The organism is Burkholderia multivorans ATCC BAA-247 (assembly GCF_000959525.1).
Taxonomy (GTDB): domain Bacteria; phylum Pseudomonadota; class Gammaproteobacteria; order Burkholderiales; family Burkholderiaceae; genus Burkholderia; species Burkholderia multivorans.
This window is the reverse complement of the sequence record NZ_CP009832.1, coordinates 789,502-816,052: the sequence shown is the minus strand read 5'-3', so window position 1 is coordinate 816,052 and position 26,551 is coordinate 789,502. Positions and strand designations below refer to the sequence as shown.

Sequence of the window (26,551 nt, the reverse complement as noted above, 5' to 3'; positions counted from 1 at the left end):
TCCTCGATGTCGCGGGTGTCGCCGACGCATCCTAGGGATAGTCGCGATGTGGATTCGCGCCACCCCGGTACAATCGATCGGACAACAAGACGAGGCAGCCACGAAAACATGGAAGAGGACGACATCGTCGCCGAATGGGCCGAACGCGTCCGCTCGGCCAGCGCCGACGGCCGCCCGCTGCGGATTCGCGGCGGCGGCACGAAGGACTGGTACGGGCAGACGCTCGAAGGAGAAATACTGGACACGCGCGCGCTGCACGGCGTCGTGTCGTACGACCCGGCCGAACTCGTCGTCACGGTGCGCGCGGGCACGCCGCTCGCGCAGCTCGAAAGCGTCGTCGCGGAGTGCGGCCAGATGCTGCCGTTCGAGCCGCCGCACTTCGGGCGCGCGGCCACCGTCGGCGGCTGCATCGCGGCCGGCCTCGCAGGCCCGCGCCGTGCGACCTGCGGCGCGCCGCGCGACTTCGTGCTCGGCGTCACGCTGATGAACGGCCGCGGCGAAACGCTGCGCTTCGGCGGGCAGGTCGTGAAGAACGTCGCCGGCTACGACGTCTCGCGGCTGATGGCCGGCTCGCTCGGCACGCTCGGGCTGATGCTCGAGCTCTCGATCAAGGTGCTGCCGGTGCCGGTCGCCGAAGTCACGCTGAAGTTCGAGATGACGGCGACCGATGCCGTGCGCAAGCTCAACGAATGGGGTGGCCATCCGCTGCCGGTCAGCGGCAGCGCGTGGCGCAACGGCACGCTCGTGCTGCGCCTGTCCGGCGCCGAGGCCGCCGTCAAATCGGCAAAGACGCAGCTCGGCGGCGAAGTCGTCGACGCGGTCGAGGCCGAGCGATTCTGGGCCGGCCTGCGCGAGCACACCGATCCGTTCTTCAACGGGATCCCGCCCGACTATGCGCTGTGGCGGCTCTCGCTGCCGTCGATCACCGAACCGATGCACCTGCCCGGCACACAGCTGATGGAATGGGGCGGCGCGCAACGCTGGTGGATTACCGACGCCGACGCGCAGACGGTCCGCATGAGCGCGAAGCAGGCCGGCGGCCACGCGACGCTGTTCCGCGCGGGCGACGCCTACGATCGCAGCGCCGGCGTGTTCACGCCGCTCGCCGCGCCGCTGCTGAAAATCCACCGCGGCCTGAAGGCGGCGTTCGATCCCGCGCGCATCTTCAACCGCGGCCGGCTGTATCCCGATCTCTGAGCTGCCGATGCAAACGAACCTCGCCGACTTCATCCGCGACACGCCCGACGGCAACGAGGCCGACGCGATCCTGCGCAAGTGCGTGCACTGCGGGTTCTGCACCGCGACGTGCCCGACCTATCAGTTGCTCGGCGACGAACTCGACGGCCCGCGCGGACGCATTTACCTGATCAAGCAGATGGTCGAAGGCGCGAAAGTCACGCGCAGCACGCAGCAGCATCTCGATCGCTGCCTCACGTGCCGCAGCTGCGAGACGACGTGCCCGTCGGGCGTCCAGTACGGCCGGCTCGTCGAGATCGGCCGCAAGCACGTCGAGGCGCAGGTGCAGCGCCCGCTGTCGCAGCGGCTCGTGCGCCGCCTGCTGGCGAGCCTCGTGCCGAACGCGACGCTGTTCTCGCCCGTGATGCGGCTCGGCCAGCAGGTGCGGCCGCTGCTGCCGAAGCGGCTGCGCGACAAGGTACCGCCGCGCACGCGGCTGCTCGAATGGCCGCAGCGCACGCATCCGCGCAAGATGCTGATGCTCGGCGGCTGCGTGCAGCCGTCGATGCTGCCGAACATCAACATCGCGACCGCGCGCGTGCTGGACGCGCTCGGCGTCGAGACGATCGTCGCGCCCGACGCAGGCTGCTGCGGCGCGATCCGGCTGCATCTGAACTATCACGACGAAGCGCTCGACGACGCGCGCCGCAACATCGACGCATGGTGGCCGTACGTCGAACAAGGCGTCGAAGCGATCGTGATGAACGCGTCGGGCTGCGGCGCGACCGTGCTCGAATATGCACACCTGCTGCGCGACGATCCGGCCTATGCGGAAAAGGCGCGGCGCATCGTCGCGCTGACGCGCGACATCTCGGACGTACTGCTCGCGTTCGAGGCCGAACTCGCGACGCTCGGCCGCCGCCGTGCGATCCATACGGTCGCGTACCATCCTCCGTGCACGCTGCAGCACGGGCAGCAGTCGCGCGGCAAGGTCGAACGGCTGCTCGAAACGCTCGGCATCGACGTGCGGCTGCCGGCCGACAGCCACCTCTGCTGCGGCTCGGCCGGCACCTATTCGCTGACGCAGCCGTCGCTGTCGTACCGGTTGCGCAAGCAGAAGCTGCTGAAGCTGCAGGCGCTCGAACCGCAGATGATCGTGTCCGGCAACGTCGGCTGCATCGCGCACCTGCAAAGCGGCACGCAGATCCCGGTCGCGCACTGGATCCAGCTCGTCGAGCACCTCATCTACGGTTAATGTCGCCGCTCGCCGCTCGCCGCTCGCCGCTCGCCGCTCGCCGCTCGCGGTGCGCCATGATCGCTGCGTGAAGGGCATGCATGCACGCGAGCGCGTCGCGGCGGCGCGCACGGCGTCCGTATAATGTGCGGATCGTTGCGCCGCCTGCGGCGCATCCGCTCCGTGCCCGTTTTCTCGCGCCGTATCCGTGCCCGTCATGTCCGATCTCGCCGTTCGTCTCGAATCCGTTCATCGCCGCATCGCCGACGCCGCGCGTGCCGCCGGCCGCGATCCGGCCTCCGTGTCGCTGCTCGCCGTATCGAAGACCTTTCCCGCCGACGCGGTGCGGGCCGCGCACGCGGCCGGCCAGCGCGCATTCGGCGAAAACTACGTGCAGGAGTCGATCGACAAGATCGACGCGCTCGCCGATTTGCGCGCGTCGCTCGAATGGCATTTCATCGGGCCGCTGCAATCGAACAAGACGCGCGCGGTTGCCGAGCGCTACGACTGGGTACATTCGATCGACCGGCTGAAGATCGCGCAGCGGCTCGCCGAGCAGCGCCCCGCGCACCTGCCGCCGCTGAACGTGTGCGTGCAGGTGAACATCAGCGGCGAGGCGTCGAAGAGCGGCGTCGCGCCGGCCGAGGTCGCCGAGGTCGCACGCGCGGTGGCCGCGCTGCCGTCGCTGCGGCTGCGCGGACTGATGGCGATCCCGGAACCGGCAGCCGACCTCGACGCGCAACGCGTGCCGCATCGCGCACTGCGCACGCTGTTCGACGCGCTGCGTGCCGACGGCCTGCCGCTCGACACGCTGTCGATGGGCATGTCCGCCGATCTCGAGGCGGCCGTACTCGAAGGCGCGACGATCGTGCGCGTCGGCACCGCGATCTTCGGCGCGCGCGACTATTCGCGCTGAACGCCGCGCCCTATCCCTTCACTCACTCGCTCAATCCGACATCATGAAAATCGCATTCATCGGCGGCGGCAACATGGCCGCGGCCCTGATCGGCGGCCTCATCAAGCGCGGCGTCGCCGCGGACGGCCTGTACGCGATCGACGTCAACGAAGACGTCCGCGCGCGCGCCGCGCAGCAGTTCGGGATCCGCACCGGCGCCGCGATCGACGCGGCAATCGGCGACTACGACGCGATCGTGCTCGCGGTCAAGCCGCAGGTGCTGAAGGACGTCGCGCAGGCGCTCGCGCCGCATCTGCGCGCGCAGCTCGTGATCAGCATCGCGGCCGGCATCCGGGGCGCGGATCTGTCGCGCTGGCTCGGCGGCTACGCGCGCGTCGTGCGCACGATGCCGAACACGCCCGCGCTCGTCGGCATGGGCGTGACGGGCCTCGCCGCACTGCCGGGCGTCGATGCGGCCGGCCGCGAACTGGCTTCGAACGTGCTCGGCGCGGTCGGCGAGATCGTCTGGTTCGACGACGAATCGCGGCTCGACGCCGTCACGGCGATCTCGGGCAGCGGGCCCGCATACGTGTTCTATTTCATCGAAGCGCTGCAGGAAGCGGCGCGCCGCCTCGGGATGAACGACGAACAGGGCCGCGCGCTCGCGGTCGCGACGTTTACGGGCGCCGCGCAGCTCGCCGCGCAATCGGGCGAGCCGGCTGGCGTGCTGCGCGAGCGCGTGACGTCGAAGGGCGGCACGACGGCCGCCGCGCTCGCGTCGTTCGACGCGCAAGGTGTGAAGGAAGCGATCGTGCGCGGCGTGCTCGCGGCCGACGCACGCGCGAAGGAAATGGGCGACGAACTCGGCCGCGCCTGAGCGGCTCGACGCTTCGTCCTGCACGAGGATGGACTTGCGCAGCAGACCGCGCACGCCATCATCCGGTAGCAGCAACAAAAAAGCGGCCTCGGCCGCTTTTTCTTTTTCTGCTTCAGCACGCCGCGCGCGGCACGAAGCCGCGCGGGCCGCCGTTCAGCTCGCCGCCATCAGGTAATGCGCGGCAATGCCGGCGAACAGCACGCCGCCGAGCCAGTTGTTGTGGCGGAATGCCGCGAAGCACGGCATCCGTTCGCGGCCCTTGATCAGCGTGTAGTGATACACCGCGCAGCCGGCGGCGGCGGCCCAGCCCACCCAGTACGCCGCACCGAAGCCGAGCGTGATGCCGATCCACACGTAGATTCCGAGCGTGACCGCATAGCACGCCATGACGGCCGCGACGTCGAAACGGCCGAACGTCAGCGCCGACGTGCGAATGCCGATCTTGATGTCGTCGTCGCGGTCGACCATCGCGTATTCGGTGTCGTACGCGACCGACCAGAACACGTTGGCGATCAGCATCACCCACGCGAGCGGCGGCACCGTGTTCTGCACGGCCGCGAACGCCATCGGAATTCCGAAGCCGAACGCGATCCCGAGATACGCCTGCGGAATCGCGAAGAAGCGCTTCATGAACGGATAGGTACCCGCGACGAACAGCGCGACGACCGACAGCTCTTTCGTCAGCGTATTGAGCGGCAGGATCAGCAGGAACGCCACGAAGGACAGGCCGACGGCAATCGCGACGGCTTCCCACGCGCGGATCTTGCCCGACGTCAGCGGCCGGTCAGCCGTGCGCTTCACGTGCCGGTCGAAATCGCGGTCCGCGTAGTCGTTCATCGCGCAGCCGGCCGAGCGCATCAGCAGCGTGCCGAGCGCAAAGATCACGATCAGCGGCCAGCGCGGATGGCCGTCCGACGCGATCCATAGCGCGTTCAAGGTCGGCCACAGCAGCAGCAGGCTGCCGATCGGCTTGTCCATCCGGACAAGGCGCAGGTACAGGGGAAAGCGGGCAAGCATGGCGAAGCACCGGAAAGACGATCCCGGCATTTTAGAGCCCAACGGCCGTTTGCGTCATGGGTGCGGCCGGCGCGAGGCCCGGCCGAGGGGAATGGATCGGTGTGAAGAAATCGGCGGATCGCCGACCAAGATCGAAGGCGGCCGGCACGATCCGGGAACCATCGGTGCCGCGCGAGTCGCCGTGCGAACCGTGCGGCGGCAGCGCCGCCGCCTACCTTGCGGCCCTGCCGCATGCCGCAACGACATGCCGCGCGCCGCGGCCGGGCGCGCGCCCCGCCGCGCAACGTCCTTACGCGAGCAGCGACCGCAGCATCCACGCGGTCTTTTCATGCGTCTGCAAGCGCTGCGTGAGCAGATCGGCAGTCGGCTCGTCGCTCGCCGCGTCGGCCGCCGGGAAAATCTCGCGCGCGGTGCGCACGACAGCCTCGTGCCCTTCGACGAGCTGGCGGATCATGTCTTCGGCGGCCGGCACGCCCTCGGCTTCCGGCACCGACGACAGTCGCGCGAAATCGCCGAACGTGCCCGGCGCGACGACGCCGAGCGTGCGAATGCGTTCCGCGATCGAATCGACCGCGAGCCACAGTTCGTTGTACTGCTCCTCGAACATCAGATGCAGCGTGTTGAACATCGGGCCCGTCACGTTCCAGTGGAAATTGTGCGTCTTCAGATACAGCGAAAACGTATCGGCCAGCAAGCGCGACAGGCCGTCGGCGATCTTCCTGCGATCCTTGTCGCTGATGCCGATGTTGATTTGCGTTGCATTTGCATTGCCTTTCTTTGCCATCGTCGGACTCCTCATTTCGACATGTTGAACCGATGAAAATGCGTCGAGCCATTCGCATGTCGCGTGCACGCGGCATGCGCTCGCGGTCTGCCAGTTTAGCGTGACACGCGCCAATGCGCGCTTACGCGCCGGCCACGTGAGCGATCGCGCCGAGCGCGTGCGCGATCAGCACGGCCGCGCCGCTGCCGGCGATCGCCGCGCCGACGAGGCGCCGCGCGGCGGCTGGCGCACGCAGTGCGGGCGCGGCAAACGCCGCGTGCAGGTCGAGCGTGCGTTGCGTCATGATGGTCCCTCCTTCAACGAAACGGCGACGACGCGCCGGGCTGCCGCTCATCGGCCGCCCGGCGCTCGCCGCCCTGTTGCAAGACTTCGCTGCCGCATCGCTGCCGGCAGCGGGCTGTTAGACGAGATCGAAGCGATCGAGGTTCATCACCTTGTTCCATGCCGCGACGAAGTCGTGTACGAACTTCTGCTGCGCATCCGCACTGCCGTACACCTCGGCAAGCGCGCGAAGCTGCGAATGCGAACCGAACACGAGGTCGACGCGCGTGCCCGTCCACTTCAGCTCGCCCGTCGCACGATCGCGGCCTTCGAACACGTCGTTGTCGGCCGATGCGGGCTTCCACTCGGTACGCATGTCGAGCAGGTTCACGAAGAAGTCGTTCGTCAGCGTGCCCGGACGCTCGGTGAAGACCCCGTGCTTCGGATCGCCGACATTCGTGCCGAGCACCCGCATCCCGCCGACGAGCACCGTCATCTCCGGCGCGGTCAGCGTCAGCAGTTGCGCCTTGTCGACCAGCAGCGCCTCGGCCGGCGTCTTGAACTTGCGCTTCAGATAGTTGCGGAAGCCGTCGGCGACAGGCTCGAGCACGGCCATCGCGTGGACGTCGGTCTGCTCCTGCGACGCATCCGTACGGCCCGGCGCGAACGGCACCGTCACCGTGACGCCCGCGCTCTTCGCGGCCTGCTCGACGCCGGCCGCACCGGCCAGCACGATCAGATCCGCGAGCGATACCTTCTTGCCGCCCGTTTGCGCATCGTTGAACGCCTTGCGCACGCCTTCGAGCGTCTCGAGCACGGCCGCGAGTTCGGCCGGGCGGTTCACTTCCCAGTCCTTCTGCGGCGCGAGACGGATGCGCGCGCCGTTTGCGCCGCCGCGCTTGTCCGAGCCGCGGAACGTCGACGCCGACGCCCATGCGGTCGATACGAGCTGCGACACCGACAGCCCCGACGCAAGCACCTTCGCCTTCAGCGCCGCGATGTCGGCTTCGTCGATCAGCGGATGGTCGACGGCCGGCACCGGGTCTTGCCACAGCAGCTCCTCGGCCGGCACGTCCGGGCCGAGATAGCGCGAACGCGGACCCATGTCGCGGTGCGTGAGCTTGAACCATGCGCGCGCAAACGCGTCGGCGAACTGGTCCGGATGCTCGTAGAAGCGGCGCGAGATCTTCTCGTACTCGGGATCGAAGCGCAGCGCGAGGTCGGTCGTCAGCATCGTCGGACGGTGCTTCTTCGCCGGATCGAACGCATCGGGGATCACCGCCTCCGCATCCTTCGCGACCCACTGATGCGCGCCAGCCGGGCTCTTCGTCAACTCCCACTCGTAGCTGAACAGGTGCTTGAAGAAATCGTTGCTCCACTTCGTCGGCGTCGATGTCCACGTGACTTCGAGGCCGCTCGTGATCGCGTCCTTGCCCTTGCCCGTGCCGAACGTGCTCTGCCAGCCAAGACCCTGCTGCTCGAGGGCCGCCGCTTCCGGCTCGGGGCCGACGCTCGAGGCGGGACCGGCACCGTGCGTCTTGCCGAACGTGTGGCCGCCCGCGATCAGCGCGACCGTCTCTTCGTCGTTCATCGCCATCCGTGCGAACGTCTCGCGGATGTCGCGCGCGGCCGCGACCGGATCGGGATTGCCGTCCGGGCCTTCCGGGTTCACGTAGATGAGGCCCATCTGCACGGCCGCGAGCGGGTTCTCGAGCTCCCGGTTGCCGGAGTAGCGGCTGTTCGGGCCGCCGCTCAGCTCGAGCCAGATCTTTTCGGAACCCCAGTACACGTCGTCCGGTTCCCACGTGTCGGGACGGCCGCCCGCATAGCCGAACGTCTTGAAGCCCATCGATTCGAGCGCGACGTTGCCGGTCAGGATCAGCAGGTCGGCCCACGAGATGTTGCGGCCGTACTTCTGCTTGATCGGCCACAGCAGCCGGCGCGCCTTGTCGAGGTTCGCGTTGTCGGGCCAGCTGTTCAGCGGTGCGAAGCGCTGCTGCCCGCCGCCCGCGCCGCCGCGGCCGTCGGCGATCCGGTACGTGCCCGCGCTATGCCAGGCCATCCGGATGAACAGGCCGCCGTAGTGGCCGAAGTCGGCCGGCCACCAGTCCTGCGACGTCGTCATCAGCGCATGCAGATCGCGCTTCACGGCCGCGAGGTCGAGCTGCTTGAATGCCTCGGCATAGTTGAAGTCCTTGTCCATCGGATCGGACAGCGACGAATGCCGGTGCAGGATATTCAGGTTGATCTGATTCGGCCACCAGTCCTTGTTCGATGTGCCGCTGCCTGCGGTGTGGTGGAACGGGCACTTCGGTTCGGTCGACATGCTTTTTCTCCTTGGATGGCTCATGTGCCCCCGTGCCGGCGTAGCGCCGGACGACGTGCGCGGAGCGTGATTGCGGGGGTGGAAAACGGAACAGGCGGGGCCTGCCGCCCGACTACGGGATGCGCTTCGCGTCGCGCTTCCCGGGCGAAGCGCCGCAGGCGGGACGCTTCGGGCAAGCGCGGCCGGCAGACGCGCCGCCGGCGATGCGCTGGGTCTTCGTGTTGTCGATCATGTTTTGCTCCCTCTTCGGCGCGGTTGAATCGGGGGAACACGGGACCGGCGTACGGCGTCATCCGCCATACGTGCGATCCGCCAGGTATGCGAACGCAATCGGACGCAGGCTGCGGATCGCGGCCCTGGCACGATTGACGACTTGCTCGCGCGACGCGATGTTCCGCTGCGCGTGCCGCAATACCGATCGCATCATGACATCCTCCTTTGACGCTTGCATTGAATCTGCAACGGGCGCCTCGGGGACGCCGACCATGTGAAGAGTCTACGTAAATCTATCGCCCAACAGAATTCAATTGTTTAAATCTATTCGATAGGGAAAAATAAACGGGGTCGCGAGACCCCGTCGATCGATGCGGCGCGGCGGCCACGTCAGTTCAAGGTAGCCGGCATGTCGAGCTTCGCGACGCCCGGCAGCTCGCACGCGGCGATCGCTTCGCTGATCGCGTCGATCGCCGGCATCCGCGTGAAGCTCTTGCGCCACACCAGCACGACGCGGCGGTCGGGCACCGGCTCGTTGAACGGCACGTACGACAGCAGCTCGGCGTCCGGGCCGTTCGCGCGCGGGCCGATCTCCGGCACCGACATTCTCGGCAGCACCGTGATGCCGACGCCGCTTGCGACCATATGGCGGATCGTCTCGAGCGACGAGCCTTCGAACGTCTTCTGGATGCCGTCGGCCGTCTGCGAGAAGCGCATCAGCTCGGGGCACACGCCGAGCACGTGGTCGCGGAAGCAGTGACCGTTGCCGAGCAGCAGCATCGTTTCCTGCTTCAGGTCTTCGGCGTCGATCTCGCGGCGCTTCTCCCACGGATGGCCGGCGGGCAGCGCGACGACGAACGGCTCGTCGTACAGCGGCCGCACCATCAGCCCCGTTTCGGGAAACGGCAGCGCCATGATCGCCGCGTCGATCTCGCCTTGCTTCAGCAGCTCGAGCAGCTTCAGCGTGTAGTTCTCCTGCAGCATCAGCGGCATCTGCGGCACGCGCTGGATCATCTGCTTGACGAGCGTCGGCAGCAGGTACGGGCCGATCGTGTAGATCACGCCGAGGCGGAACGGGCCGACGAGCGGGTCCTTGCCCTGCTTCGCGATCTCCTTGATCGCGAACGTCTGCTCGAGCACGCGTTGCGCCTGCGTGACGATCTGATCGCCGATCGGCGTGACGCTCACTTCGCTCGCGCCGCGCTCGAAGATCTGCACGTTCAGCTCGTCCTCGAGCTTCTTGATCGCCACCGACAGCGTCGGCTGGCTCACGAAGCACGCTTCGGCCGCGCGGCCGAAATGCCGCTCGCGCGCAACCGCGACGATGTATTTCAATTCAGTCAGCGTCATTGTGGGTCAATCAGGTATAAACGAGCGATAGGCATAATTTATACACCCTGTGGCGGCCGTTCGCCAAGTTTCTCCGCATCGCGGTCGGCCGATCGGCGCTAAGGCTCCGACCCTCAAACGCGGCCTCAAGCCTTCAGATACTGCTCGCGCGCGCCGAGCCAGCGCGCCAGATGCTGCGTGACGACGTCCGGATACGCGGCGATCAGTCGCGCGGCGGCGGCGCGCGCGGGGTCGATCAGCCAGCCGTCCGTCTCGAGGTTTGCGAAGCGCAGCATCGCGGCGCCCGACTGACGCGCGCCGAGGAATTCGCCGGGCCCGCGGATCTCGAGGTCGCGCCGTGCGATCTCGAAGCCGTCGGTCGTCTCGCGCATCGTCTTCAGCCGTTCGCGGCCCGCGATCGACAGCGGCCCCGAGTACAGCAGCACGCAGACCGACGCCGCGGTGCCGCGCCCGACGCGCCCGCGCAGCTGATGCAGCTGCGCGAGGCCGAAGCGCTCGGCGTGCTCGATCACCATCAGCGACGCGTTCGGCACGTCGACACCGACCTCGATCACGGTCGTCGCGACGAGCAGCTGCACCTCGTTGCGCGTGAACGCGTCCATCACGGCCGCCTTGTCGGCCGGCGACAGCCGCCCGTGCACGAGGCCGACCTTCAGTTCGGGCAGCGCGGCGGCGAGCGTCTCGTAGGTCTCGACCGCCGTCTGCAGCTGCAGCGTCTCGCTTTCCTCGATCAGCGGGCAGACCCAGTACACCTGGCGGCCCGTCAGCGCGGCCTCTCGCACGCGCGCGATCACCTCGTCGCGGCGCGCGTCGCCGACCACGCGCGTCAGCACCGGCGTGCGGCCCGGCGGCAGTTCGTCGATCGTCGACACGTCGAGATCCGCGTAATACGTCATCGCGAGCGTGCGCGGGATCGGCGTGGCCGACATCATCAGCTGATGCGGCTGGAAGCCCTGCGCGCCGTCCGCCGCGTTGGCGGCCTTCGCGCGCAGCGCGAGCCGCTGCTCGACGCCGAAGCGATGCTGCTCGTCGACGATGACGAGCCCGAGCCGCGCGAATTCGACGGTGTCCTGGATGATCGCGTGCGTGCCGATCACGAGCTGCGCGGTGCCGAGCGCGGCCGCCTCGATCGCGGCGCGCTTTTCCTTCGCCTTCAGGCTGCCCGCGAGCCATGCGACCGACACGCCGAGCGGCTCGAGCCAGCCGCGCAGCTTGCGCGCATGCTGTTCCGCCAGGATTTCGGTCGGCGCCATCAGCGCGGCCTGGTAGCCGGCGTCGATCGCCTGCGCGGCCGCGAGCGCAGCCACGACTGTCTTGCCGCTGCCGACGTCGCCCTGCAGCAGCCGCTGCATCGGGTGCGGCAGCGTCAGATCGTGCGCGATCTCGTCGACGACGCGCGCCTGCGCGCCCGTCAGCCGGAACGGCAGCGCCGCGTAGAGCCGCGTGGTCAGCGCGTCGGTCTCGCGCGCGGTGCGGCGCGGCATCGCGGGCGCCGCGCGCGTGCGGCGCTCCTCGTGCGCGCGCTTCAGCGACAGCTGCTGCGCGAGCAGTTCCTCGAACTTGATGCGCGTCCATGCCGGATGCGAGCCGTCCATCAGCGCGGCTTCGTCGGAATCGACGCCCGGATGATGGAGGATGCGCACGGCGTCAGCGAGCGTCGGCACGCCGAGCGGCTTCAGGTAGTCGCGCTCGATTTCGGGCGGCAGCAGCTCGGGCAGCGGCGTGCGCTCGAGCGCGTTCTCGATCGCCTTGCGCAGATAGGCCTGCGACACGCCGGCCGTGCTCGGATAGACGGGCGTCAGCACCTGCGGCAGCGGCGCATCGGCTTCGACGACGCGCACCGCCGGATGCACCATCTCCATCCCGAAGAAGCCGCCGCGCACGTCGCCGCGCACGCGCAGGCGCTGGCCGACCGCCATCTGCTTGACCTGCGAGCCGTAGAAATTCAGGAAACGCAGCACGAGCTGCTCGCCGTCGTCGTCGCGGATCTTCACGACGAGCTGGCGGCGCGGGCGATACGCGACCTCGTTGTCGATCACGACGCCTTCGGTTTGCGCGATGCCGCCCGGCAGCAGATCGCGGATCGGCGTGAGCGTCGTTTCGTCCTCGTAGCGCATCGGCAGATGCAGGACGAGATCGATCGAGCGCGTGAGCCCGAGCTTCGCGAGCTTGTCGGCGGTTTTCAGCGCCGGCTTGGACGATTTCGCCGCCGCGGCCTTCTTGCCGCGCTTCGCGGCCGGCGCGCCGTCGGCGTCTGCCGGCGCATCGGCGGGCGGGCCTGCGTGCGCATCGTCGTCGATCGACTCGGCCTGCGCGGCCGCGGCCGGCTGCGCGAGCCGTCCGTCGGCACCGCGCTTCGGTCCGCGGCGCGGCGCCGCACGACCGACCGGCGGCGCGGCGTCGCGATCGACCGCGCGCGCCGGCGGCGACGCGGCGAGCTCCGTGTCGAACGGATCGTCGGAATCGGCAGCGGCGGCGGAACGGCGGGGTGAGACAGGCATCGGGTCGTGAGCGTGCTTCGCAAGGCAAGTACAATAGCGGCTTTCACGTCGTCCGAACGAACGACGCCGGCCAGGCCGCGCATCCCGCCATCATAGCGGCTCGCGCGCCCCCTTTACGCGTTTCCGCCATGCCGGCGGCGCCCGCCGGCCGTTTCGAACCAGCCCGCATGTTCACGCTTTCCGATTTCGATTTCAATCTGCCGCCCGAGCTGATTGCGCAAACCGCGCTGCCCGACCGCACCGCAAGCCGCCTGCTCGAGGTCGACGCGACGGCCGAGCCCGCGCGCTTCGTCGATCGCCGTTTCGCCGAATTGCCGGCGTGCATCGCGCGCGGCGACCTGCTCGTGTTCAACGATACCAAGGTGCTGAAGGCGCGCTTCTTCGGCCAGAAGGCGAGCGGCGGCCGGATCGAGGTGCTGATCGAGCGCGTGACGGGCTCGCACACGGCGCTCGCGCAGATCCGCGCGAGCAAGTCGCCGGGCGCCGGCACGACGCTGCGCCTCGCCGACGCGTTCGACGTGACGGTCGGCGAACGCGTCGAGCCGTTCTTCACGCTGCACTTTCCGCAGCCGTGCCTCGAGCTGATCGAGCAGTACGGCCGACTGCCGCTGCCGCCGTACATCGAGCACGATCCGGACGCGACCGACGAGACGCGCTATCAGACGGTCTATGCGAGCAACCCGGGCGCGGTCGCCGCGCCGACGGCCGGCCTGCACTTCGACGAGCCGCTGCTCGCGAAGCTCGACGCGATGGGCATCGAGCGCGCGACGCTGACGCTGCACGTCGGCGCGGGCACGTTCCAGCCGGTGCGGGTCGAGAACATCGCCGAGCACAAGATGCACAGCGAGTGGTACGAGCTGCCGCAGTCTCTCGTCGACAAGATCGCGGCCACGCGCGCGCGCGGCGGCAAGGTGATCGCGGTCGGCACGACCTCGATGCGCGCGCTCGAAGCCGCGGCGCGCGACGCCGAAGCCGCCGGCCGGCCGCTCGCGGCGACGCAGGCCGAGACCGACATCTTCATCACGCCCGGCTACCGCTTCCGAGTGGTCGACCGGCTCGTCACGAATTTCCATCTGCCGAAGTCGACGCTGATGATGCTGGTGTCCGCGTTCGCGGGCATCGAGACGATCCGCGCCGCGTACCGCCACGCGATCGAACAGCGCTACCGCTTCTTCAGCTACGGCGACGCGATGCTGCTCACACGGCGCGATACGCCGGAGGCGACGCACGCGTAAGGCGCCGCACGTGCGACGGCCGGCCGTACGGCACGGCCGCCGCGGCGCCTTCGGCACGGGCCCGCCGCTCGCCCGCGCCGCGCGCTACGATGGCGCACATCCATTCTTTCCGCCGCCGCTACTCCGGCGGCTTTTTCCAACTTGCGCCGGACTGTTTTCCGGTGGCCAGGAGCACCCCACGATGACCGAAGGTTCATCCCACGATACGCGCGCGCACACGCCCGAAGCCGCGCCCGCCCGCCCCGCCAACGGGCTCGAATTCGAACTGCTGACGACCGACGGCCACGCGCGCCGCGGCCGCGTGAAGCTCAACCACGGCGTCGTCGAGACGCCGATCTTCATGCCGGTCGGCACCTACGGCACCGTGAAGGCGATCCAGCCGCGCGAGCTGCACGAGATCAAGGCCCAGATCATCCTCGGCAACACGTTCCACCTGTGGCTGCGCCCGGGCCTCGACACGATCGACGCACACGGCGGCCTGCACGGCTTCATGGGCTGGAACAAGCCGATCCTGACCGACTCGGGCGGCTTCCAGGTGTTCTCGCTCGGCGACCTGCGCAAGATCACCGAGGACGGCGTCACGTTCGCGTCGCCGATCAACGGCGACAAGTTGTTCCTGTCGCCGGAAGTGTCGATGCAGATTCAGAAGGTGCTGAACTCGGACATCGTGATGCAGTTCGACGAATGCACGCCGTACGCGACCGACGGCGTGCCGACCACGCACAAGGAAGCGGCCGACTCGATGCGCATGTCGCTGCGCTGGGCAAAGCGCTCGCTCGACGAGTTCAACCGGCTCGGCAATCCGAACGCGCTGTTCGGGATCGTCCAGGGCGGGATGTTCGAGGATCTGCGCGACGAATCGCTCGCGGGCCTGTCGGAACTCGGCTTCCACGGCCTTGCGATCGGCGGGTTGTCGGTCGGCGAGCCGAAAGAGGACATGATGCGCGTGCTGCGCCATGTCGGCCCCAAGCTGCCGGCGCACAAGCCGCACTACCTGATGGGCGTCGGCACGCCCGAGGATCTCGTCGAGGGCGTTGCGAACGGCGTCGACATGTTCGACTGCGTGATGCCCACGCGCAACGCGCGCAACGGCTGGCTCTTCACGCGCTTCGGCGACGTGAAGATCCGCAACGCGACGCACAAGAACTCGCTGAAGCCGCTCGACCCGAGCTGCACCTGCTACACGTGCAGCAATTTCTCGCGCGGCTATCTGCATCACCTGCACCGCGTCGGCGAAATCCTCGGCGCGCAGCTGAACACGATCCACAACCTGCACTACTACCTGCAGCTGATGAGCGAGATCCGCGACGCGATCGAATCGCACACGTTCGACGCGTTCCGCCAGCGCTTCGCGGAGGATCGCGCGAGAGGCGTCGACTGACGGGCCTGGCCTGGCCGGGCGTGGCCCGCGCATCGTATGCGAACGAAATAATGCGTCGCGCCGCTCGGTCCCGATCGCCAAAACATTACAATTACCTTTCCAAACCGGTCGCGGCAATCGCGCTTCGCGCTTTAACAGCTTGATCCCAAAGCGCATTTGCCGCGCCGTTTGCAGATGGGGCCGGTGGTAGAATAACCGGCTTAATTTTCGATCTTCCCCTACGGAGAGACCAACGTGCCGTTCATTTCCAATGCCTTCGCGCAAGGTGCCGGTGGCGCCGAATCGAGCCTGATGAGCTTCCTGCCGCTCATCCTGATGTTCGCCGTGCTCTACTTCATCATGATCCGTCCGCAGATGAAGCGGCAGAAGGAGCACCGCAACATGCTCGCCGCCATGGCCAAGGGCGACGAAGTCGTCACGAGCGGCGGCCTCGTCGGCAAGGTGACGAAGGTCAGCGAAGGCTACATCGGCGTCGAGATCGCCGAAGGCACCGAAATCACGGTGCAGAAGGCGGCCGTCACGACCATTCTGCCGAAGGGCACGATCAAGTCGCTGTAAGCCCGTCACCGAGCGTCCGGCTCCCGCGTCGCCGCTGCCCTGCCGGGCCGGCCGCCGCGGCGCCGGACGCGACGCTTTCATGCCAACCATCCGTTCGGCCCCCTCATGAATCGTTACCCACTCTGGAAATATGTCGTGATGGTCGTGGCGCTCGCCATCGGCTTTCTGTACACATTGCCCAATTTCTTCGGCGAAGCGCCGGCGGTGCAGGTGTCGAGCGGCAAGGCCACGGTCAAGCTCGACGCGAACACGCTGACGCAGGTCGAAACGGCGCTCGCGGCCGCGCAGATCAAGCCGGACGACGTCACCTTCGAGAACACGGCGACCAACGCGAACATCCGCGTGCGCCTGAAGGACACCGACACGCAGCTGCGCGTGAAGGATCTGCTGCAAAAGACGCTGAACGCCGACCCGAACGATCCGCAATACGTAGTCGCGCTGAACCTGCAGAGCGCCTCGCCGCGCTGGCTGACCGCGCTGCACGCGCTGCCGATGTATCTGGGCCTCGACCTGCGCGGCGGCGTCCACTTCCTGCTCCAGGTCGACATGACGGGCGCGCTCACGAAGAAGCTCGACTCCGATGCGGCCGACGCGCGCTCGCTGCTGCGCGACAAGAACATCCGCGACGGCGGCGTGAGCCGCGTCGATCAATCGGTCGTCGTGAACTTCAGCGACGCGCAGACGGCGGAAGACGCACGCAAGGTGCTCGCGTCGTCGATCACCGAACTGCAATGGGCGACGCAGCCGGGCGGCGGCGGCACGCAGGTCGTCGGCACGTTCACGCCGGCCGTGCAGAAGGCCGTCGAAGACGCCGCGCTGAAGCAGAACCTGACCACGCTGCACAACCGCGTGAACGAACTCGGCGTGTCGGAGCCGATCCTGCAGCAGCAAGGCAACGACCGCATCGTCGTCGAACTGCCGGGCGTACAGGACACCGCGAAGGCGAAGGACATCATCGGCCGCACGGCGACGCTCGAAGCGCGCCTCGCCGATCCGATCAACACGCATCCGAATCCGAACGATCCGGTGCCGCCGGGCGAGGAACTGTTCACGCAGGGCAACCAGGTGCCCGTGCTGCTGAAGAAGGATGTGATCTTCACCGGCGACCGCATCATCGACGCGTCGGCCGGCTTCGATGAACACCAGCGTCCGTCGGTCAACATCCGCCTCGATTCGGCGGGCGGCCGCGCCGTGCGCACCGTGTCGCGCGACAACATCGGCAAGCCGATGGCGATGGTGCTGTTCGAGAAGGGCAAGGGCGAAGTGCTGACGGTCGCGACGATCCAGTCGGAGCTCGGCGACCGCTTCCAGATCACGGGCCAGCCCACGCCGCAGGCCGCAGCCGATCTCGCGCTGCTGCTGCGCGCCGGCTCGCTCGCCGCGCCGATGGACATCATCGAGGAACGCACGATCGGCCCGAGCCTCGGCGCCGACAACATCAAGATGGGCGTGCACTCGGTGATCTGGGGCTTCTGCGCGATCGCGGTGTTCATGATCGCCTACTACATGCTGTTCGGCGTGATCTCGGTGATCGGTCTGTCGGTCAACCTGCTGCTGCTCGTCGCGGTGCTGTCGCTGATGCAGGCGACGCTGACGCTGCCGGGCATCGCCGCTATCGCGCTCGCGCTTGGTATGGCGATCGACTCGAACGTGCTGATCAACGAGCGCGTGCGTGAGGAACTGCGCGCGGGCCAGCCGCCGCAACTCGCGATCCAGGCCGGCTACGCGCACGCATGGGCGACGATTCTCGACTCGAACGTGACGACGCTGATCGCCGGTCTCGCGCTGCTCGCGTTCGGTTCGGGCCCGGTGCGCGCGTTCGCGATCGTGCACTGCCTCGGCATCCTGACGTCGATGTTCTCCGCGGTGTTCTTCTCGCGCGGGATCGTCAACCTCTGGTACGGCGGCCGCAAGAAGCTGAAGTCGCTCGCGATCGGCCAGGTGTGGCGGCCGGAAGGCGCCGCAGCGGCCGCGTCGCTCGCGGCGGCCGACGAATCGACCGACACCGCGCGCGCCGCGAAGCTCGCCGCCCCGCCGAAGGGCAACGCGCCGCGCGCCGGCAAGCCGCAACTGCGCAACCGTGCGCAGCCGGGCGTGTCGCCGAAGAAACCGGGCTCGACCCAATAAGGCCCCGGAGACGAAGCCATGGAATTTTTCCGCATCCGTAAAGACATTCCGTTCATGCGGCACGCGCTGGTGTTCAACGTGATCTCGCTGGTCACGTTCCTCGCCGCCGTGTTCTTCCTGTTCCACCGCGGGCTGCACCTGTCGGTCGAGTTCACCGGCGGTACGGTGATCGAGGTGCAGTACCAGCAGGCCGCGCAGCTCGAACCCGTGCGCGCGACGCTGGGCAAGCTCGGCTACGCCGACGCGCAAGTGCAGAACTTCGGCACCTCGCGCAACGTCCTGATCCGCCTGCAGTTGAAGGAAGGCCTGACCTCCGCGCAACAGAGCGATCAGGTGATGACGGCGCTGAAGGCGCAAAGTCCGGACGTCACGCTGCAGCGCGTCGAGTTCGTCGGCCCGCAGGTCGGCCGCGAGCTCGCGACCGACGGGCTGCTCGCGCTCGCCTGCGTCGTGATCGGCATCGTGATCTACCTGTCGATCCGCTTCGAATGGAAGTACGCGGTCGCCGGCATCATCGCGAACCTGCACGACGTCGTGATCATTCTCGGGTTCTTCGCGTTCTTCCAGTGGGAGTTCTCGCTCGCGGTGCTCGCGGCGATTCTCGCGGTGCTCGGCTACTCGGTGAACGAGTCGGTCGTCATCTTCGACCGGATCCGGGAGACGTTCCGCCGCGAACGCAAGATGACGGTGCCGGAGGTGATCAACCACGCGATCACGACGACGATGTCGCGGACGATCATCACGCACACGTCGACGGAAATGATGGTGCTGTCGATGTTCTTCTTCGGCGGCCCGACGCTGCACTACTTCGCACTCGCGCTGACGGTCGGCATCATGTTCGGCATCTATTCGTCGGTGTTCGTCGCGGGCTCGCTCGCGATGTGGCTCGGCATCAAGCGCGAAGACTTGATCAAGGAAAAGAAGGTCGCGCACGATCCGGACGATCCGAACGCAGGCGCGCAGGTCTGAGCGCCGCCGCTGCGTCACCGTTGCGGTAAACGCGCAAAGCCGGTCCGACAGGGCCGGCTTTTTTTATGTTTGGTCGCACGCGGCGGCTACGTTCAGCCGCCGGCGTCGAAGCGTTGCCCGGTAGGCTGAAGCGCTCCCCTTCCCCGTCCGCTTACCGCAGGGGCGCAACACTGCGCCGCCGCGACGCCGCCCCTCCTCGCGGGCGCGGCGCCGACGCCGCCCCGTCACCGAAACCCGAACCGCCTGCGCAACACGACCAGCGCCGCGAGACTCAGCACTGCCGCGAACATCAGGTAGAAGCTTGGCGCGGTCTTCATCCCGGTCGCCTTGATCAGCCACGCGATGATGAACGGCCCGAAGCCGCCGAAGATCGTCACCGCGACGTTGTACGCGAGCGACATCCCGGTCGTGCGCGTCTGCACCGGAAACACCTCGGACAACAAGCCCGGCAGCGCCGCGAAATAGCCCGTCATCAGCACGGCAAGCAGCACCTGCAGCGCGATCAGCGTGCCGAAGCCCGGATGCGCGACCAGATACGCGAATGCCGGGTAGATCAGCACGAGGAAGCCGAGCGCCGGCGCGAGCATCACGCGCACGCGGCCGTAACGGTCCGACCAGTGGCCGACGAGCGGCGCGAACGCCATCTGGATCACGCCGACGACGAGAATCGCCGCAAACGCGGCCGACGGCGCGAGGCCGAGCTGCTTCACGCCGTAGGTCGGCATGAACAGCACGAGATACGTCGCGACCGTGCCGAGCACCACCGCGCCGATCGCGGCAACGAGCCGCGCCTTGTGCGACGCGAACGTGTCGCGCAGCGGGCTCGCGGTGCTTTCGGCCGCGAGGAACTCCGGCGTCTCGTCGACCTTCTTGCGGATGTAGTAAGCCACCGGCCCCAGCAGCAGCCCGAAGAAGAACGGCACGCGCCAGCCCCACGCGGCCATCTGCGCGGCCGTCAGCTGCGCGTTCAGCACGGTGCCGAAGCCGGCCGCGAGCAGCGTCGTCAGGCCCTGGCTCGCGACCTGCCAGCTTGCGAAGAAGCCGCGCCGCCCCGGCACGTGCTCGGCGAGGAACGCGGTCGCGCTGCCGAACTCGCCGCCGGCCGAAAAGCCCTGCATCAGCCGCGCGGCGACGAGGATCAGCGGCGCCGCGATGCCGATCGTCTCGTAGGTCGGCAGCACCGCGATGATCAGCGTGCCCGCCATCATCAACAGGATCGACAGCGTGAGCGCGGCCTTGCGGCCCGCGCGGTCCGCATAGGCGCCGAGCACGATCGCGCCGAGCGGACGCATGAAGAACGACACGCCGAAGGTGCCGAGCGTGAGCAGCAGCGACACGGTGTCGTTGCCGGCCGGAAAGAACAGCCTGGAAATCGTCACCGCGAAAAAGCCGTAGACGACGAGGTCGAACCACTCGAGCGCGTTGCCGATCGACGCGGCGACCACCGCGCGCCACACGCGCGGCGACGAGGCTATGGAACGGGACGGCGTGACGGCATGCATCGGCGATCTCCTTGTCGTTGTACGTTCTGTTCGCGCGCCGCCGCGTACGCGGTCGGCCGCCGCGCCGGCAGGCGCCCGAACGATTATAGGCACGTAAAAAAAGTCCGCCGCGCCCCGATCGGGAGCGCGGCGGCCGGTTCGCGGCGGGCCGGCGCGACGCGCCGCCCGGCTGCGCGCGTTACTGCTGCTTGACGGCTTCGGCCGTGATCAGCAGCTTCGTCTGCATCTTGAAGCCGTACTGCTTGCCGTAGTCGAGGCCGAATTCGTCGCGGTTGAATTCGCCGACCGCGTCGACGCCGCACACTTCGCGCTTGAGCATCGGATGCGGCATGCACTTGAACGAGTCGATCTTGAGCGTCAGCGGCTTCGTGACGCCATGCAGCGTCAGGTTGCCGACGACCGACGCCGGCTTGTCGCCGTCGAACTTGATCGTGCCCTTGTAGACGGCTTGCGGATACTTCGCGGCGTCGAAGAAGTCGGCCGTCTGCAGATGCTCGTCGAGCTTCGCGCTGCCGGTGTGGATCGACGCGATGTCGGTCGTCACCTCGACCGTCCCCGTCTTCGCCGCGCGATCGAGTGTCACGGTGCCGCTCGACTTGTCGAACTTGCCGCGCCAGACCGACAGGCCGCCGAAGTGATCGGCCTCGAAACTCGGATACGTGTGGCTCGGATCGAACTGGTACGTCGCGCTTTCGGCGAATGCCGAGAACGACAGCGAAGCGGCGAGCGCGCCGGCGGCGATCATCAGATGCTTTTTCAACTCATTCTCCTAGGAACAACGCCGCGCCCTCGCGCGGCATTCGGGTGGTGCGACAGCCCGCCGCTTACTTCGTCGCGACGAGATGGAACTTGATCTGCACTTCGTCCGCCACGACCGACGTGTCCTTCCATTCGCCGGTGCCGACGTTGAACGTCGAGCGCTTGATCGGCAGCACGCCGTCGAAGGTCTGCGTCGCGCCGCTCTGCGTGACCGTGACGGGCACCGTGACGTTCTCCGTCTTGCCCTTGATCGTCAGCTTGCCGGTCACGTTGTACTTGTTGCCGCCGGCCGGCGCGATCGCCGACGACACGAAGGTCGCCTGCGGATACGCCTTCGCGTCGAACCACTCCTTGCCCGCGACCTGGTCGTTGTACATCTTGTCGCCGAGGTCGAAGCTCGCGACGTCGATCGTCATCTGCGCGCTGCCTTGCGCGGCCTTCGCCGGATCGAACTTCACCTGCGCGGAAAACTTCTTGAACACGCCTTCGGTCGGCACGTTCATCTGCCTCGACACCGCGGACACCTTGCTCTTCGCCAGGTCGACGTCGGCGAGCGCCGCGCCCGACGCGACGAGTGACGCCGCGGCGAACGCGGCCAGCATGGAACGGGAGAAAGACACTTTCATGGGATCCTTCATTTGGCAAAGGGAAGCATCCGCGACAGCAGGCCGTCGCGGTCCACCAGCTGGTGCTTGAGCGCCGCGAGCACGTGCAGCGACACGAGCGCAAGCAAAATGTAATTCAAAGACACGTGAAGCGTCTTGAAGGTTTCCTTCAGCACCGGATCGGGATCGATCAGCCGCGGCAGCGGCACGATGCCCAGATAGACGACCGGGATGTTCGAAGCCGAGCTGTACAGATAGCCGGTCGCCGGAATCACGAGCATCAGCACGTACAGCAGCAGATGCCCCACGTGCGCCGCGGTGCGCTGCCACGCGCGCATGCCGGCCGGCAGCGCGGGCGGCACGTGCGTCGCGCGCCACAGCACGCGCACGATCGCGAGCGCGAACACCGTCACGCCGATCCACTTGTGCCACGAGAAGTACTTCAGCTTCGTCGGCGTGAAGCCCGGAATGTCGGTCATCACCCAGCCGAGCGCGAAGCCGCAGACGATCAGCAGCGCGATCAGCCAGTGCAGCGCGATCGCGGTGCCCGTATAGCCCGACGGCGCGGGCCGCAGCGAATTCGATGTCATCTTGCGTTCCTCAGTTCAGCGAACGGCCGCCGGCCGTCGCGGCCGGTACTCGTCACGGGCGCCATGCTACCGCAACCTTTTGACGCGCGCGGCATCTGAGGACAGACGCGTCATCGCGCCGCCCGCCTGCCGCCATGTTACAGACCGGTCACGGCGGCGGCGCCCGTCGACACGGTGCAAAAGGCGTTTTGGTAAGATTGGCGCGGGTTCCGGCCCCGTCGACGCCGCCTTTCGCCGTCGCGCAACCCCTTTGTCCATGCAACGAAACGATCTGATTGCCTGTCACGAGTGCGACGCACTGTTGCATAAACCGCGCCTTAGCGGACACGAAGTCGCGCGCTGCCCGCGCTGCGACGCGATGCTCTATCGCAACAGCGCCTCGCAGATCGAGCGGATCTGCGCGCTCGCGCTCGCCGCGCTGATCACGTTCGTGATCGCGCAGACCTTCCCGATCCTCGAGATGGACGTGAACGGCAACCGCGTACAGACGACGCTGATCGGCGCGATCGACGCGCTCTGGCGGCAGGACATGGCGATCGTCGGCGCGATGGTGTTCTGCTCGACCGTGCTGTTCCCGCTCGTCGAAATGTCGGCGCTGCTGTATCTGCTGCTGCCGATACGGCGCGGCGTGATTCCGCCCGGCTTCAACGCCGTGCTGCGCGCGGTGCAGCTCGTGCGCCCGTGGGGGATGATCGAGGTCTTCATGCTCGGCATCCTCGTGACGATCGTGAAGATGGTGAGCCTCGCGCGCGTCGTGCCGGAAGCGGCGCTGTTCGCGTTCGGCGCGCTCACGCTGATGCTCGCGGTCGTGCTGATGTTCGATCCGCGCACGCTGTGGGACATCGCGGACGATCTGCGCGCCGGCCGCATGCGTACGCCGCGCGACGGCGTCGCGCCGCTGGCCGAAGGCGCCCGCCGATGACGACGCCGACCGCCGCCCGCGAGGGCTATGTCAGCTGCCATGCGTGCGGGCTCGTGCAGACGCTCGACCGGCCGCACGCGCACTGTGCGCGCTGCGGCAGCGCGCTGCACTTTCGCACGCCGAACAGCATCGCGCGCACGTGGGCGCTGCTGATCGCCGCCGCGATCCTGTACATTCCGGCCAACCTGCTGCCGATCATGCGCACCTCGTCGCTGATGGGCTCGCAGCAGGACACGATCATGAGCGGCGTCATCTACTTCTGGGTGTCGGGCGACTGGCCGCTCGCGGTCGTCGTGTTCGTCGCCAGCATCCTCGTGCCGATGCTCAAGCTCGGCGTGCTGCTGATCCTCGTGATCAGCGCGCAGCGCCGCACCGCATGGCGGCCGCTGCAGCGCACGCGCCTGTACCGGATCGTCGAGCGCATCGGCCGCTGGTCGATGCTCGACATCTTCGTCGTGACGCTCACCGTCGCGCTCGTCCATTTCCGCTCGCTTGCCGTCATCACGGCCGGCCCCGGCGCACTTGCGTTCGGCTCGGTCGTAATCCTGACGATGCTCGCGTCGATGCAGTTCGATCCCCGTCTGATCTGGGATCCAGTCGAAACCTCAGGGAAACACCATGAATAGTCCGCAAGGCCCGCAACACGACGAGTCCCGGCCGCCCGACCCGACGATCTCGACGAAAAGCGGCTGGCTGCCGTCGCTCGTCTGGCTCGTGCCGCTGATCGCCGCGCTGATCGGGATCGGCCTCGTCGTGCGCTCGGTGCGCGAACGCGGCCCCGAGATCACGATCAGCTTCCATAGCGCCGAAGGGCTCGAGCCCGGCAAGACGCAGGTCAAGTACAAGGACGTCGAGATCGGCATGGTCAAGACGATCAAGCTGTCGAAGGACCTGTCGCGCGTGCTCGTCGAAGTGCAGCTCAAGAAGGAAGCCGAAGACTTCGCGGTCAAGGACTCGCGCTTCTGGATCGTGCGGCCGCGCGTCGGCGCGACCGGCGTGTCGGGGCTCGGCACGCTGCTGTCCGGCGCGTACATCGGCGTCGACGCGGGCCGCTCGCAGGACGTGCAGACCGACTTCACGGGTCTCGAGAAGCCGCCGGCCGTCACGGCGGACCAGAAGGGCACGCAGTACGTGCTGCGCGGCGATTCGCTCGGCTCCGTCGACATCGGCTCGCCCGTCTACTACCGGCGCGTGCAGGTCGGCCAGGTGGTCGGCTTCTCGCTCGACAAGGACGGCACGGGCGTCACGTTCAACGTGTTCGTCAATGCGCCGTACGACCAGTACGTCGGCACGAACTCGCGCTGGTGGCAGGCGAGCGGCGTCGATCTGCGGCTCGACTCGAGCGGGCTGAAGCTGAACACGCAGTCGCTCGCAACGGTCATCCTCGGCGGTATCGCGTTCCAGACGCCGCCGAACCAGAGCAGCGGTGTGCTCGCGCCGAACAACACGACGTTCCGCCTGGCGGCCGACGAAGGCGACGCGATGCGCGATCCGGACGGCCAGCCGCTGCAGGTCGTGATGAACTTCAACCAGTCGCTGCGCGGGCTCGGGATCGGCGCGCCGGTCGACTTCCGCGGCATCGTGCTCGGCGAAGTGACGAACATCGGCATCGACTACGATCCGAAGACGAAGAACTTCACGATGCCGGTCACGATGAACGTGTATCCGGAACGGCTCGGCCGGCGCTTCCGCGAGACGATCGCGAGCAAGGGCGAAGCGGCGCGCCTCGAGATCGTCCAGCGTCTCGTCCAGCACGGGCTGCGCGGCCAGCTGCGCACCGGCAACCTGCTGACGAGCCAGCTGTACGTCGCGCTCGACTTCTTCCCGAAGGCGCCGCCCGCGAAGGTCGACGTGTCGCATCAGCCGCTCGAGCTGCCGACCGTGCCGAACACGCTCGACGAACTGCAGCTGCAGGTCGCCGACATCGCGAAGAAGCTCGACAAGGTGCCGTTCGACCAGATCGGCGCGAACCTGAACAGCGCGCTGTCGAACGCCGACAAGCTGTTCAAGCAGCTCGACACGCAGGTCGCGCCGGAGGCGCGCGACACGCTGTCGGCCGCGAAGCAGACCTTCTCGACCGCCGAAGCGACGCTGCAGCAGGATTCGCCGCTGCAGTCCGACGTGCGCGGCGCGCTGAAGGAGCTCACGCGCACGCTGCAGTCGCTCAACGCGCTCGCCGACTATCTGGAGCGCCATCCCGAATCGCTGATCAAGGGCAAGCCAGGAGATCAACCATGACGACGACTCGCGTGAACGTTCTCGCGAGCGGCGCGGCGGCCGTGCTCGCCGCACTCGCGCTTGCCGCGTGCAGTTCGCCGCCCGCGCGGTTCTATACGCTCGCCCGCGCCGACGCCGCCGCGCCCGCGCGCACCGCGCCGGCCAATCCGCCGTTCCTGATCGAAGTGCCGTCGGTCGACGTGCCCGAGCAGATCGCGAAGAATCAGCTCGTCGTGCAGAAGGGCGGCGCGCAGGTCGACGTGCTCGAACAGGAGCGCTGGGCAGCGCCGCCCGCCGACGAAATCCGCCGGGCGCTGTCCGACGATCTCGCCGCGCGGCTCGGCACGATCGACGTCGCCGATTCCGCCGTGCCGCCGGGCATGCCCGTGTACCGGATCAGCGTGAACGTGCAGCGCTTCGAATCGTGGCCCGGCAAGCGCGCGGCGATCGACGCGGTATGGAGCGTGCGCGCGGTCGGCTCGCAAGCGGTCATGACGTGCCGCACGAGCGTCGCCGAGCCGGTCGGCAGCGGCTACGACGCGCTGGTCGCCGGCCATCGGCGCGCGCTCGACGCGATCGCGGCGCAGGCGGCGGCCGGCGTGCGCGCGCTCGCCGCGCGCCGCGGCACGGCCGCGCAGCCGGCCGGCAAGACGGCCGCCGCAGCGGTCCCGCCGCTCGTGCCCTGCCCGCCGGCGCCGGCTGCGGCGCCCGCGACCGACGCCGGCGCGACCGGCCAGCCGGGCGCGTAAAAGCGCGCGGCTCTCCGCCGCGCGACTTTGCACTCTTTGTCAAAGTCGACCGGAACCGGCGCCGCGTCGCGCGGTCGCCTTGCGTTTTTGCGGTCGATTGACGATCCTACGCACTTTCACGCTCGCGCCGCCGGCTGTCCGCCGTGCGCGCGAGCCGGCAGCGCCGGGCGCGTCCGGCCCGCACGCCGGTCCGGTGGACGTCCGCCCGCGATCCGCGTGCACCGCAACGGGGCGCCGCGTCCGGCGCCCCGACCGCCACACCCGTACTCACCGGCGCCGCGCCGCATGCCCGGCCGGCCCTCC

General features: G+C 68.1%; 23 protein-coding genes. 13 read left to right on the top strand and 10 right to left on the bottom strand.

What is annotated here, in order from left to right; translation table 11 throughout:
• Positions 1-108: 108 nt before the first annotated feature.
• The 4 genes from glcE to proC all read left to right on the top strand — a co-directional run bounded on the left by glcE (position 109) and on the right by proC (position 4,182).
• Positions 109-1,197 carry a glycolate oxidase subunit GlcE gene (glcE, locus tag NP80_RS16190; protein WP_006408364.1) on the top strand — a complete coding sequence of 363 codons (1,089 nt, stop codon included), beginning with the start codon at positions 109-111 and terminating at the stop codon, positions 1,195-1,197.
• Positions 1,198-1,204: 7 nt separating this feature from the next.
• Complete coding sequence (gene glcF, locus NP80_RS16185; RefSeq protein ID WP_006408363.1) at positions 1,205-2,431, top strand: glycolate oxidase subunit GlcF; 1,227 nt, start codon at positions 1,205-1,207, stop codon at positions 2,429-2,431.
• A 196-nt stretch (positions 2,432-2,627) separates the two neighbouring features.
• On the top strand, positions 2,628-3,326 hold the full coding sequence (locus NP80_RS16180; RefSeq protein ID WP_006411014.1) for a YggS family pyridoxal phosphate-dependent enzyme: 699 nt from the start codon (positions 2,628-2,630) through the stop codon (positions 3,324-3,326).
• Positions 3,327-3,369: 43 nt separating this feature from the next.
• The gene (gene proC / locus NP80_RS16175; RefSeq protein WP_006411011.1) at positions 3,370-4,182 is read left to right on the top strand and encodes a pyrroline-5-carboxylate reductase; all 813 of its coding nucleotides are present in this window, start codon (positions 3,370-3,372) and stop codon (positions 4,180-4,182) included.
• A gap of 153 nt (positions 4,183-4,335) precedes the next feature.
• Here the strand turns inward: proC and ubiA are convergent, their stop codons facing one another.
• From ubiA to recG, 6 genes are all read right to left on the bottom strand, one after another.
• Positions 4,336-5,199 carry a 4-hydroxybenzoate octaprenyltransferase gene (gene ubiA, locus NP80_RS16170; protein WP_035489595.1) on the bottom strand — a complete coding sequence of 288 codons (864 nt, stop codon included), beginning with the start codon at positions 5,197-5,199 and terminating at the stop codon, positions 4,336-4,338.
• A 289-nt stretch (positions 5,200-5,488) separates the two neighbouring features.
• A complete protein-coding gene (locus NP80_RS16165; protein WP_035489597.1) occupies positions 5,489-5,983 on the bottom strand; it encodes a Dps family protein in 495 nt (164 codons plus the stop codon).
• Positions 5,984-6,104: 121 nt separating this feature from the next.
• Positions 6,105-6,266: a hypothetical protein gene (locus NP80_RS31430; protein ID WP_006408358.1), complete on the bottom strand. Its 162-nt coding sequence runs from the start codon at positions 6,264-6,266 to the stop codon at positions 6,105-6,107.
• Between the two features lie 117 nt (positions 6,267-6,383).
• Positions 6,384-8,570, bottom strand: a complete 2,187-nt coding sequence (gene katG / locus NP80_RS16160) for a catalase/peroxidase HPI (RefSeq protein WP_006409655.1) — start codon at positions 8,568-8,570, stop codon at positions 6,384-6,386.
• A gap of 603 nt (positions 8,571-9,173) precedes the next feature.
• On the bottom strand, positions 9,174-10,133 hold the full coding sequence (locus NP80_RS16155) for a LysR substrate-binding domain-containing protein (protein WP_006401641.1): 960 nt from the start codon (positions 10,131-10,133) through the stop codon (positions 9,174-9,176).
• A gap of 125 nt (positions 10,134-10,258) precedes the next feature.
• Positions 10,259-12,634, bottom strand: coding sequence for an ATP-dependent DNA helicase RecG (recG, locus tag NP80_RS16150; protein ID WP_006408353.1), 2,376 nt, complete (start codon positions 12,632-12,634; stop codon positions 10,259-10,261).
• Positions 12,635-12,801: 167 nt separating this feature from the next.
• On the opposite strand from recG, the gene queA reads away from it, so the two are divergent.
• The 5 genes from queA (at position 12,802) to secF (ending at position 18,904) form a co-directional block, all read left to right on the top strand.
• A complete protein-coding gene (gene queA, locus NP80_RS16145; protein WP_006408352.1) occupies positions 12,802-13,869 on the top strand; it encodes a tRNA preQ1(34) S-adenosylmethionine ribosyltransferase-isomerase QueA in 1,068 nt (355 codons plus the stop codon).
• A gap of 181 nt (positions 13,870-14,050) precedes the next feature.
• Positions 14,051-15,250, top strand: a complete 1,200-nt coding sequence (tgt, locus tag NP80_RS16140) for a tRNA guanosine(34) transglycosylase Tgt (RefSeq protein ID WP_006408350.1) — start codon at positions 14,051-14,053, stop codon at positions 15,248-15,250.
• A gap of 234 nt (positions 15,251-15,484) precedes the next feature.
• Positions 15,485-15,808: a preprotein translocase subunit YajC gene (yajC, locus tag NP80_RS16135; protein ID WP_006401647.1), complete on the top strand. Its 324-nt coding sequence runs from the start codon at positions 15,485-15,487 to the stop codon at positions 15,806-15,808.
• 105 nt (positions 15,809-15,913) lie between these two features.
• Positions 15,914-17,935: a protein translocase subunit SecD gene (gene secD, locus NP80_RS16130; RefSeq protein ID WP_006408348.1), complete on the top strand. Its 2,022-nt coding sequence runs from the start codon at positions 15,914-15,916 to the stop codon at positions 17,933-17,935.
• 18 nt (positions 17,936-17,953) lie between these two features.
• Positions 17,954-18,904, top strand: coding sequence for a protein translocase subunit SecF (gene secF / locus NP80_RS16125; protein ID WP_006401649.1), 951 nt, complete (start codon positions 17,954-17,956; stop codon positions 18,902-18,904).
• A gap of 224 nt (positions 18,905-19,128) precedes the next feature.
• On the opposite strand, the gene NP80_RS16120 is transcribed toward secF, so the two are convergent.
• The 4 genes from NP80_RS16120 to NP80_RS16105 all read right to left on the bottom strand — a co-directional run bounded on the left by NP80_RS16120 (position 19,129) and on the right by NP80_RS16105 (position 22,360).
• A complete protein-coding gene (locus NP80_RS16120) occupies positions 19,129-20,406 on the bottom strand; it encodes an MFS transporter (protein ID WP_006410366.1) in 1,278 nt (425 codons plus the stop codon).
• A 178-nt stretch (positions 20,407-20,584) separates the two neighbouring features.
• The gene (locus NP80_RS16115; RefSeq protein WP_006408344.1) at positions 20,585-21,166 is read right to left on the bottom strand and encodes a YceI family protein; all 582 of its coding nucleotides are present in this window, start codon (positions 21,164-21,166) and stop codon (positions 20,585-20,587) included.
• Between the two features lie 64 nt (positions 21,167-21,230).
• Positions 21,231-21,791: a YceI family protein gene (locus tag NP80_RS16110; protein WP_006410365.1), complete on the bottom strand. Its 561-nt coding sequence runs from the start codon at positions 21,789-21,791 to the stop codon at positions 21,231-21,233.
• 8 nt (positions 21,792-21,799) lie between these two features.
• Positions 21,800-22,360: a cytochrome b gene (locus tag NP80_RS16105; protein WP_006408342.1), complete on the bottom strand. Its 561-nt coding sequence runs from the start codon at positions 22,358-22,360 to the stop codon at positions 21,800-21,802.
• Positions 22,361-22,616: 256 nt separating this feature from the next.
• Here NP80_RS16105 and NP80_RS16100 point away from each other — a divergent pair, with 256 nt between their 5' ends.
• From NP80_RS16100 to NP80_RS16085, 4 genes are read left to right on the top strand one after another with little or no spacing between them, the layout of a single operon-like run.
• Positions 22,617-23,282 (top strand): paraquat-inducible protein A, encoded by a 666-nt coding sequence (locus NP80_RS16100; protein WP_006408341.1) that lies wholly within the window; start codon positions 22,617-22,619, stop codon positions 23,280-23,282.
• On the top strand, positions 23,279-23,908 hold the full coding sequence (locus tag NP80_RS16095) for a paraquat-inducible protein A (RefSeq protein ID WP_006401656.1): 630 nt from the start codon (positions 23,279-23,281) through the stop codon (positions 23,906-23,908). Before NP80_RS16100 ends, NP80_RS16095 begins: the two co-directional genes overlap by 4 nt.
• Complete coding sequence (locus NP80_RS16090) at positions 23,901-25,520, top strand: PqiB family protein (RefSeq protein ID WP_006401657.1); 1,620 nt, start codon at positions 23,901-23,903, stop codon at positions 25,518-25,520. Before NP80_RS16095 ends, NP80_RS16090 begins: the two co-directional genes overlap by 8 nt.
• Positions 25,517-26,248, top strand: coding sequence for a PqiC family protein (locus tag NP80_RS16085; RefSeq protein WP_006401658.1), 732 nt, complete (start codon positions 25,517-25,519; stop codon positions 26,246-26,248). Before NP80_RS16090 ends, NP80_RS16085 begins: the two co-directional genes overlap by 4 nt.
• The last annotated feature ends 303 nt before the right edge of the window (positions 26,249-26,551 follow it).

What these genes read in the sequence shown, in the direction of transcription:
- NP80_RS16100 (WP_006408341.1), top strand. Translation starts at nt 22,617, where the DNA reads ATGCAACGAAACGATCTGATTGCCTGTCACGAGTGCGACGCACTGTTG.
- NP80_RS16105 (WP_006408342.1), bottom strand. Translation starts at nt 22,360, where the DNA reads ATGACATCGAATTCGCTGCGGCCCGCGCCGTCGGGCTATACGGGCACC.
- recG (WP_006408353.1), bottom strand. Translation starts at nt 12,634, where the DNA reads ATGCCTGTCTCACCCCGCCGTTCCGCCGCCGCTGCCGATTCCGACGAT.
- glcE (WP_006408364.1), top strand. Translation starts at nt 109, where the DNA reads ATGGAAGAGGACGACATCGTCGCCGAATGGGCCGAACGCGTCCGCTCG.
- tgt (WP_006408350.1), top strand. Translation starts at nt 14,051, where the DNA reads ATGACCGAAGGTTCATCCCACGATACGCGCGCGCACACGCCCGAAGCC.
- proC (WP_006411011.1), top strand. Translation starts at nt 3,370, where the DNA reads ATGAAAATCGCATTCATCGGCGGCGGCAACATGGCCGCGGCCCTGATC.
- NP80_RS16090 (WP_006401657.1), top strand. Translation starts at nt 23,901, where the DNA reads ATGAATAGTCCGCAAGGCCCGCAACACGACGAGTCCCGGCCGCCCGAC.
- NP80_RS16155 (WP_006401641.1), bottom strand. Translation starts at nt 10,133, where the DNA reads ATGACGCTGACTGAATTGAAATACATCGTCGCGGTTGCGCGCGAGCGG.
- secD (WP_006408348.1), top strand. Translation starts at nt 15,914, where the DNA reads ATGAATCGTTACCCACTCTGGAAATATGTCGTGATGGTCGTGGCGCTC.
- secF (WP_006401649.1), top strand. Translation starts at nt 17,954, where the DNA reads ATGGAATTTTTCCGCATCCGTAAAGACATTCCGTTCATGCGGCACGCG.
- NP80_RS16165 (WP_035489597.1), bottom strand. Translation starts at nt 5,983, where the DNA reads ATGGCAAAGAAAGGCAATGCAAATGCAACGCAAATCAACATCGGCATC.
- NP80_RS31430 (WP_006408358.1), bottom strand. Translation starts at nt 6,266, where the DNA reads ATGACGCAACGCACGCTCGACCTGCACGCGGCGTTTGCCGCGCCCGCA.
- katG (WP_006409655.1), bottom strand. Translation starts at nt 8,570, where the DNA reads ATGTCGACCGAACCGAAGTGCCCGTTCCACCACACCGCAGGCAGCGGC.
- NP80_RS16085 (WP_006401658.1), top strand. Translation starts at nt 25,517, where the DNA reads ATGACGACGACTCGCGTGAACGTTCTCGCGAGCGGCGCGGCGGCCGTG.
- NP80_RS16180 (WP_006411014.1), top strand. Translation starts at nt 2,628, where the DNA reads ATGTCCGATCTCGCCGTTCGTCTCGAATCCGTTCATCGCCGCATCGCC.
- ubiA (WP_035489595.1), bottom strand. Translation starts at nt 5,199, where the DNA reads ATGCTTGCCCGCTTTCCCCTGTACCTGCGCCTTGTCCGGATGGACAAG.
- NP80_RS16110 (WP_006410365.1), bottom strand. Translation starts at nt 21,791, where the DNA reads ATGAAAGTGTCTTTCTCCCGTTCCATGCTGGCCGCGTTCGCCGCGGCG.
- NP80_RS16120 (WP_006410366.1), bottom strand. Translation starts at nt 20,406, where the DNA reads ATGCATGCCGTCACGCCGTCCCGTTCCATAGCCTCGTCGCCGCGCGTG.
- glcF (WP_006408363.1), top strand. Translation starts at nt 1,205, where the DNA reads ATGCAAACGAACCTCGCCGACTTCATCCGCGACACGCCCGACGGCAAC.
- NP80_RS16095 (WP_006401656.1), top strand. Translation starts at nt 23,279, where the DNA reads ATGACGACGCCGACCGCCGCCCGCGAGGGCTATGTCAGCTGCCATGCG.
- queA (WP_006408352.1), top strand. Translation starts at nt 12,802, where the DNA reads ATGTTCACGCTTTCCGATTTCGATTTCAATCTGCCGCCCGAGCTGATT.